Origin of the sequence: Clostridium sp. AF27-5AA, from assembly GCF_003478415.1 — a bacterium.
Lineage (GTDB): Bacteria > Bacillota > Clostridia > Lachnospirales > Lachnospiraceae > Otoolea > Otoolea fessa.
Map to the genome: position 1 here is coordinate 1 of NZ_QUFH01000020.1, position 7,738 is coordinate 7,738.

Annotated in this window: 10 protein-coding genes; 9 read left to right on the plus strand and 1 reads right to left on the minus strand. The window is 50.6% G+C overall.

Annotated features, from left to right (window positions below; translation table 11 throughout):
• Positions 1-60: 60 nt before the first annotated feature.
• The 9 genes from DWY89_RS13870 (at position 61) to DWY89_RS13910 (ending at position 6,477) form a co-directional block, all read left to right on the plus strand.
• Positions 61-309 (plus strand): DNA cytosine methyltransferase, encoded by a 249-nt coding sequence (locus tag DWY89_RS13870; RefSeq protein ID WP_243035821.1) that lies wholly within the window; start codon positions 61-63, stop codon positions 307-309.
• 4 nt (positions 310-313) lie between these two features.
• On the plus strand, positions 314-1,027 hold the full coding sequence (locus tag DWY89_RS13875) for an antirestriction protein ArdA (protein ID WP_107001184.1): 714 nt from the start codon (positions 314-316) through the stop codon (positions 1,025-1,027).
• Positions 1,028-1,041: 14 nt separating this feature from the next.
• On the plus strand, positions 1,042-2,091 hold the full coding sequence (locus DWY89_RS13880; protein ID WP_107001183.1) for a hypothetical protein: 1,050 nt from the start codon (positions 1,042-1,044) through the stop codon (positions 2,089-2,091).
• A gap of 91 nt (positions 2,092-2,182) precedes the next feature.
• A complete protein-coding gene (locus DWY89_RS13885) occupies positions 2,183-2,653 on the plus strand; it encodes a PcfB family protein (protein ID WP_107001182.1) in 471 nt (156 codons plus the stop codon).
• Positions 2,650-4,473 (plus strand): VirD4-like conjugal transfer protein, CD1115 family, encoded by a 1,824-nt coding sequence (locus DWY89_RS13890; RefSeq protein ID WP_107001181.1) that lies wholly within the window; start codon positions 2,650-2,652, stop codon positions 4,471-4,473. The genes DWY89_RS13885 and DWY89_RS13890 overlap by 4 nt, the downstream gene beginning before the upstream one ends.
• Before the next feature lie 89 nt (positions 4,474-4,562).
• A complete protein-coding gene (locus DWY89_RS13895; RefSeq protein ID WP_003500126.1) occupies positions 4,563-4,721 on the plus strand; it encodes a Maff2 family mobile element protein in 159 nt (52 codons plus the stop codon).
• A 155-nt stretch (positions 4,722-4,876) separates the two neighbouring features.
• The gene (locus DWY89_RS13900; protein WP_002593556.1) at positions 4,877-5,149 is read left to right on the plus strand and encodes a helix-turn-helix domain-containing protein; all 273 of its coding nucleotides are present in this window, start codon (positions 4,877-4,879) and stop codon (positions 5,147-5,149) included.
• Positions 5,109-5,498 carry a TnpV protein gene (locus DWY89_RS13905; RefSeq protein WP_009296082.1) on the plus strand — a complete coding sequence of 130 codons (390 nt, stop codon included), beginning with the start codon at positions 5,109-5,111 and terminating at the stop codon, positions 5,496-5,498. Before DWY89_RS13900 ends, DWY89_RS13905 begins: the two co-directional genes overlap by 41 nt.
• A gap of 16 nt (positions 5,499-5,514) precedes the next feature.
• Complete coding sequence (locus DWY89_RS13910; RefSeq protein ID WP_118524769.1) at positions 5,515-6,477, plus strand: DUF3658 domain-containing protein; 963 nt, start codon at positions 5,515-5,517, stop codon at positions 6,475-6,477.
• A 61-nt stretch (positions 6,478-6,538) separates the two neighbouring features.
• Here DWY89_RS13910 and DWY89_RS13915 read toward each other — a convergent pair whose 3' ends face one another.
• The gene (locus DWY89_RS13915) at positions 6,539-7,345 is read right to left on the minus strand and encodes a helix-turn-helix domain-containing protein (protein ID WP_009296084.1); all 807 of its coding nucleotides are present in this window, start codon (positions 7,343-7,345) and stop codon (positions 6,539-6,541) included.
• Between the last annotated feature and the right edge of the window lie 393 nt (positions 7,346-7,738).

Consider the following 7,738-nt stretch of genomic DNA (forward strand, 5'->3'; position numbering starts at 1 on the left):
GCCTTCCGAAACAGCTTCGGATTACCAACTGACCCTTTTCCCACTCTTTTAGCCAGTGACGTGACGCCCTTCGCCTTCTGGTATGAGGGCGACCCGGAGGGCGGCTGTATCCGTTTTCTGACGGAAACGGAAAGCGAACGGCTGATGGGGCTGCCAGAGGGCTGGACAAAGTACGGGGCGGACGGCGTGGAGATCCGGCCTCTGCAACGCTACAAGGCGCTGGGGAACGCGATTGCCCTCCCTTGCGCCGATTACATTATGGCCGGGATCTATGAGGTGCTGGCTGACCGGGCCGGAAAGGAGGAATGAGCCCATGTTTGAAGCCTATATAACCAACACCGCCCTGTACCCCTTGATGGGGATTGAGGTAGGGACAACGGTACATTTCCCCACGACGACACAGGAGTTGCAGGCCGCCCTTGCCAAAATCGGGATAGACGGGAAACGGTACAGCGAAGTGTTCTTTACCAGCTTTGACAGCGATGTGCTGGGGCTCTACGATCATCTCTACGAATGTGAGAACATCGACGAGCTGAACGAGCTGGGCCACGCCCTGCTGGAAGTACGGGATAAGGGCGGACTGGAAACCTTTGAAGCCGCTCTTGTCTTGGGAAACCACACAAGGAGCGTGAAGGATTTGATAAACCTGACGCAGAACCTTGACCTTTACCGCTTTTACCCGGATATTTCCGATGATGAAGGGCTGGGCCGCCTTTACGCCGACGAGCTTGGGACCATCGACATACCGGAGCACATTCAGAACTACTTCGATTATGAAGCATACGGGCGGGATGTGCGTATCAACGAGGGCGGCGTATTCGCTCCCGGTGGATATGTGTCGGCAGTCCCGGAGGGCTTCAAGGAGTATTACCACGGGCCGCAGGACATTCCGCCGGAACACCGGATATTTGCCTATCCTGAAAAGGCCGAACCTGTCCACTCCATTCTCGTTGCACTCAAACGGTTTCAAGAAGCCCCGCCCGCTCCGAAAAAGGACAAGGCGGGGCCTTCCCATGAAGAACGGTAGGACTTCGGGCCAGCATGGCCCGAAGCATGAAGGAGGTGCATACCATCAACTATTACCCTATCAATGAAGGAGCCGCCCGCCGGGCAAAGGAAATGAACAGCTTTTCCGACTACAAGGAAGGGAGCGCAACGGCGGAATACCGGGCAATGGTGGACAAGGCCGCCGCCATAGCGGAAAAGCAGAAATCCCGGGTGGCCCCCATGTACCATGAGAAGATCGACCATTTGTTAGACACCTATGCCCGAAAGCTGGCTGAAAACATGAACCAGGGCTTTGCCATTGACGCAAGGGTTCCCTCTGTGATGATCGCCGGACCTGCCAATTTCCCGGTGGGGAAGAAGGAAAAACAGAACCGGGCCCGGGACAGCAACATGGAGGAATGGCAGTATATTCAAGGGCTGCTGGATAAGATACGCAGTACCGGCATGGGCGGGATCAGCGCCGATGACCCGGCAGCGATTGAAAAGCTCCAGAAGAAGCTGGACGGGCTGGAACGCTCCCAGCTCATTATGAAGGAGGTCAACGCCTATTACCGCAAGCATGGCAAACTGGATGGCTGTGCGCTGCTGTCGCCGGACCAGATCGAAAAGCTGAAAGCAAGCATGGCGTCAAGCTGGCGGAGCGACCCGAGGCCCTTTGAAAGCTACCAGCTTACCAACAACAACGCGGAGATCCGCCGGGTAAAGGCCCGTATCGAACAGCTTTCCAAACAGGCACAGCAGGAATTTTCCGGCTGGGAGTTCGATGGGGGTCGTGTGGAAATGAACCGGGAGGACAACCGCTTGCAGGTGTTCTTTGACGGAAAGCCTGACGCGGACACCCGGGCCGAGCTGAAAAGCAGCGGCTTTCGTTGGGCTCCCAGCGTGGGTGCATGGCAGAGGCAGCTCACGGACAACGCCATCCGGGCGGCTGACCGGCTGGAATGTATCAAGCCGCTGTCCGGCGAAAAGCCCTCCCAGCTTCAAAAGAAGCCCTCTATCTTGCAGACCATGCGGGAACAGGGCGAAAAAGTCCAGACGGAGCCGGAAAAGAAAGCTCCGTCCGGCAGGGATGCCGAGCGGTAAGCCTCGGGCCACATTGGCCCGAGGCTTTCTGTTCGCCGAGATTGTACGGGGGCCTCCCGGATAGCGGGAACCCCGACGGAAAGGAGGTTTTATGCAGGAAGAAGTAAACCAAAAAACGGTTGCCCTTTCGATCAGGACAACGAAGCTCACGGGAAAAGTGCTGGCTGCCGCTCTTGGGAAGGTGGTGCGGACGCTGCAAAAGCACCACCGGAAGGCGCTGACCCCACAGGGACGCCAGAGTGTGAAAAAGCTGATGAACCACTATGGCGGCAAAAGCGCCATGCCCTATGTGGGAGCCCCGAAGGATTTTGACCGGATCGCGAAGGAGTTCCATGTGGACTACGCTTTCCATAAAGTGAGCCCCGGTCATTACCTGCTGTTTTTCAAAGCCAATCAGGCGGACGCTATCACGGCGGCCTTCCAGAAGTACAGTGCAAAGGTGCTGGACAAAGAGCAGGACAAGCCTTCTATCCTCGGCCAGCTTCGGAAATTCACGGAGCAGATCAGGACGCAGGCAAAGGAGAAGCAGCGGACCAGAGAGGCGGTGAAGGACGGACGTTGAGTGACAAGATCAGAAAATATGTGCTCCCCAACCTGCCGTACCTCTTTGTGTTCTGGTTTTTTTCCAAAATCGGGACGGCCTACCGGACTGCACCCGGCACAGACTTCGGGACAAAGCTCATGGGGATGCTCGACACCTTCCCGAAAGCCTTTGAAACCTACTGGCCGGGGCTGGGCGGTATTGACCTGCTGGTGGGCCTTGCCGGTGCGGCTGGGATGTATCTGCTGATACAGTCAAAGATCAGGAAGGCAAAAAAATTCCGGCGGGATGCGGAGTACGGCACCGCCCGCTTTGGAACAAAGGAGGATATAAAGCCGTTTGTAGACCCTAAATTTCAGAACAATGTCATTTTAACCGGGACGGAGTTCCTTACCATGAACACCCGTCCGAAGGTACCTGCCAATGCCCGGAACCTAAACGCCTGTGTCATCGGCTCGTCCGGCTCGGGAAAGACAAGGTTCTGGCTGACCCCGCAGCTCCTTCAAGCCCATTCCTCGTATGTGGTGGTAGACCCGAAGGGCGGCACCCTCGACCAGTGCGGGCGGTTCCTGCAAAGGGAAAAATACAGGGTGCGGGTGTTCAACAGTATCGACTTCTCCAAATCCATGCACTACAATCCGCTGGCCTATATCAAGACGGAAAGCGATGTTTTGAAATTCGTTACCGCCCTGATTGCCAATACCAAAGGCGATGGCAAGGAGGGCGACGAGTTCTGGACAAAAGCCGAAACCCTTTTGTACTGCGCCCTTGTGGCCTATATCGTCTTTGAGGGGCCGGAGGAAGAACGCAACATGAATACGCTGGTGGAAATGATAAACAGCATGGAAGTCCGGGAAGATGACGAAACCTTCAAAAATGCGGTTGACTATATGTTCGATGGGCTGGAACGCCGCAGTCCCCAGCACTTCGCTGTGAGACAGTATAAGAAATACAAGCTGGCCAGCGGCAAGACAGCTAAAAGCATACTGATTAGCTGCGGAGCCAGACTTGCCCCCTTTGACATTCCCCAGCTTCGGGAGATCATGTCCTATGACGAACTGGAGCTTGATAAGCTGGGGGATGAAAAATCAGCGCTGTTCTTCCTTATCAGCGACACGGACACCACCTACAACTTTTTGGTTGCCCTCGCTTTTTCGCAGATGTTCAACCTTCTGTGTGAACGGGCTGACAATACCTATGGCGGGCGTCTGCCCTACCATGTGCGGGTGCTGTGGGACGAGGCTGCCAACACCGGGCAGGTGCCGGGGCTGGAGAAAATTGTGGCTGTCATCCGTTCCCGTGAGATCAGCCTGACACTCTTTTATCAGGCTATGAGCCAGTGCAAGGCATTGTACAAGGACCATTCTGAAACCATCATGGGCAACATGGACAGTATCGTGTTCCTCGGAGGCCGGGAGGCTTCCACCCTAAAGGATATTTCGGAAAACTGGCTGGGCAAGGCCACCATCTCCATGCAGACCGAAGGCCGGAGCCGGGGGCAGTCTGAAAGTTACAGCCAGAATATGCAGCGGCTTGGCCGGGAGCTGATGACTACCAGCGAGATCACCACCATGCCCGGGGATAAATGTATCTTGCAGCTTCGGGGGCTCCCGCCCTTCCTGTCCCCGAAGTATGACTTGAAAAAGCACCCGAATTACAAGTACACAGCCGAATTTGATAAAAAGAAAAACGCCTTCCGCTTGGAAAGCCTGTTCCGCCACCGGCCATTGAGACTAAAGCCGGAGGACGAATACACGGTGTACGAAGTGGACGGCTCCGACACGGACGAAGAAGCTGACCTGTTGAACTTCGATGATCTGGACAGCGACGAGTTCGTGTAACTTCGGGCCATGATGACCCGAAGCGCCGCCGATGTGGGCGGCTTTTTTTGTACCCAAAACCATCAAACAAACAAAATGGAGGAACGTATATGGAATTTTTCAATCAGGCAATCGACATTCTTAAAATTCTGGTCATGGCTCTTGGCGCCGGTCTGGCGGTGTGGGGTGTCATCAACCTTCTGGAAGGTTACGGGTCGGACAACCCTGCGGCAAAATCACAGGGCATTAAGCAGTTCATGGCTAATTAAAGGGAACAAAAAGAAAGGAAGAGCACAATCCAGACGGTATCAGCGGCAGGCTACAAGAATAAATTGTGATTTCACAAGATTGATGTTATAATAAGAGAAAAGTTCCTGCCGGGGCAGCCGCCCCGGTGGTATGGATAGAAAGGCAGGAAAACAATATGCACATCAGCTATAAACCACTCTGGCACACACTGTTAGAGCGTGATATGAGGAAAGAGGATTTAAGGCTTGCCGCTGGTATGACAACGAATATGATTGCCAACATGAGCAAAGAGGGAAAGCACATCAGCATGGACACATTAGCCCGTATCTGTGAAACGCTGAATTGTGAGATTACCGATGTGATTGAGTTAGTACCAGACGAGCCTGCTTCCACAGGAGGTAAGGAACATGAGAGAATTGAAACCAAGAATAACGGAAAACGGAATTGATTATATCCTTGTCGGAGATTACTACATCCCGGACTTGAAACTGCCGGAGGAACACCGCCCTATCGGAAAGTACGGACGGATGCACCGGGAATATTTAAGGGAAGTCCACCCAGCCAGATTGAATACATTGATACTGACCGGAGAATTGTGGACATATCTTGCAGACCTGAACGAACAGGCACAGGAACGGTTAGACACTATCATGGAGCAGATGAAAGCCACCGAGGGCGTGACAGAGGAATTGAAGCGAACTCAACAAATGGAATGGGTGCAGCGTTGTAATAACATTCACAACCGGGCAGAAGAAATTGTTTTGCATGATATAATTTATTCATACGGGAGTAATTAAATCGGAGGTATATAAGATGATTGAAATTGTATTTGGTGAAAGTGCCTGTGGAAGTTTGAAAATTGCCCAAACTTACGGTAAGGGAAAGTATAGAGGAAGTGCAGTTTCGGTCTTTATGAGGCACGAAGATGGGAGTGTTCCATCTTCAGATGAAATGAAAGAAGCACAAATTCAAGCACAGGAACAAGAACATATTGCTTGGGAGAATGCTATTCCATTGGGAGGCAAGAGCAGTGATGTTTATTGTTTTGATATGGCTCTTAGTGTGGGAGATATTTCTGATAATGGAATTGGCGAACAGCGGAAAAATGTTCTCAAGAAAATGCTGTCTGTCTGGTTTGTAGAGGATTTAGACTATCAGGTTGAAGAAAAAATACAGAAAATTAAAACTACATTGTCTTCGGTTATTGAACGATATGTAGCTGGGGAAGAAGTTCGTATTTGGTATAGCTATAATCCGGATGAATTTTGCGGTATGTACTGGCTTATGAAACAACTTCGACCATTAAACTGTCAGACAACAATTTATTTGGTTAAGTTACCTGCCTGGGAATATGGAAAAGAAAATACTATGACATCCAAAATAGCATGGGGTGAGGTTTCTCCTGGCGAATGGGGAAAATATATAACTCTACAAGAAAAAGCTAAGCCTGTATTTCTTTCAGCTTGTGCTATGAAATGGAATCAACTTCAAAATGAAAATGCACCTTTGCGTGCAATGCTAAATGGTAAATTGCAAAGTGTTTCAGAAGATATATATGATAGTTTCATTCTTCGTGAAATTGCGGAACAGCCAGAGCAATTCAAAATGGCTATTGTTATAGGTAATGTTTTAGGAAAATATCAACTTGGAATTAGTGATGTATGGATTTCTAATCGCATTGATAAAATGCTTGAAGATGGTGTGTTGGAAATTATACAGGACGCACCAAAGGGAGAAACAAATTATCGCCGGATATTAAGAAAACGAATGAAATAATAACCACAGCAAGAACCGCTGCTACATGGAAGGCACCCCAACCATGCAACAGCGGTTTTTTTTACCGTTTTTTCCTCTGGCTGATAGGCGTTCCCATTTTCTTTGATTTTTTGAGAATCCGAATCAGCCAGCGAAATTCTTCGTCTGACAGATTTTTATAGTTGATACCGAGCTGCTTGCAGTAAAGGACAACCAGCTTTTCATCCCGGCTGCCCTTGAAATTTTCGACTGCTTCGAGATTTTCTTTCAATTCATCGGCAACGGTGGTCTGGGGCGCACTCTCACTGTCCTTTTTGTGGGCTTCCCGAATATCCCGGATAATCAGGTTGAGGTCATCCAGAACCATGTGACTGAAATACTCATCATCACTGATATGGGCGGCTTGCAGCACTTTCAAATGCGGGTCATCTTCGCCTGGGCGATACCGTTCAATGATTTCATGCCGGACGGTATCGACAAGTGCATTGAGGTTTTGAATCTGCATGGTAGCAATCCCGTCCACATAAATCTCAATGTCTGCAAGAAACTTGATGAAATCTTTATGTGTAGCAAGCTCACAGAGCAGACGGTTGTTAATCCGACCGCTTTTCAGCAGTGCCACCATCTCATCATTCAAATGCAGCTCCGTCAATGGTGTGTTGATCTGCTCCCTGTTCTCTGTCCGGCACAGTAGATAATCAACAGAGACCCCATAGAAGTCTGCCAGCGTGATAAGGTTGCCATGATTGATTTCCTTAAAATCCTCTTTTTCATAACTTCCAAGAGCTGATTTGGAAATGCCTGTCAGCTTTGATAGTTCTTCCAGATTTAAGCCTTTGTCCTTGCGGAGTTCCCAAAGGCGTTCCTGTATGCTTGTTGCTCCTTTCATGGGCGCACGCTCCTTTCCAATGGTTTCATTGCTGCCGCTTATCTGGATTATATCACACTTTCCGCAATCGTGGAAATTTCTGATTTTTACCCCTAATTCCTACTTTGTGGACATACGGCACAGGGCACAAAAATGTTCTATGATACAGGTAGTTCATCGATGGATCAAATCCAATCGAATGACCAGCCTGTGTGGGATATGCTTCCCCGGCGATGTAGTGCCATGACTTTTGGCAGGAATGTGGAGGAACCCTGACCGAAACGAGCGTACCAAAGGGAGCGATACGCCGCTGTGAGATTCAGGGGAGGAACGACACCGGGGAGAACTGGCGAACTGACACCGAAATGATACCGAAACACGACAATCTGATAGGGGGATAGTCTACCCTATCGC

Excerpts from the sequence above, each read along its gene's own strand:
- DWY89_RS13900 (WP_002593556.1), top strand. The coding sequence starts at position 4,877 with ATGCACATCAGCTATAAACCACTCTGGCACACACTGTTAGAGCGTGAT.
- DWY89_RS13910 (WP_118524769.1), top strand. The coding sequence starts at position 5,515 with ATGATTGAAATTGTATTTGGTGAAAGTGCCTGTGGAAGTTTGAAAATT.
- DWY89_RS13915 (WP_009296084.1), bottom strand. The coding sequence starts at position 7,345 with ATGAAAGGAGCAACAAGCATACAGGAACGCCTTTGGGAACTCCGCAAG.
- DWY89_RS13880 (WP_107001183.1), top strand. The coding sequence starts at position 1,042 with ATGGCCCGAAGCATGAAGGAGGTGCATACCATCAACTATTACCCTATC.
- DWY89_RS13905 (WP_009296082.1), top strand. The coding sequence starts at position 5,109 with ATGAGAGAATTGAAACCAAGAATAACGGAAAACGGAATTGATTATATC.
- DWY89_RS13885 (WP_107001182.1), top strand. The coding sequence starts at position 2,183 with ATGCAGGAAGAAGTAAACCAAAAAACGGTTGCCCTTTCGATCAGGACA.
- DWY89_RS13875 (WP_107001184.1), top strand. The coding sequence starts at position 314 with ATGTTTGAAGCCTATATAACCAACACCGCCCTGTACCCCTTGATGGGG.
- DWY89_RS13895 (WP_003500126.1), top strand. The coding sequence starts at position 4,563 with ATGGAATTTTTCAATCAGGCAATCGACATTCTTAAAATTCTGGTCATG.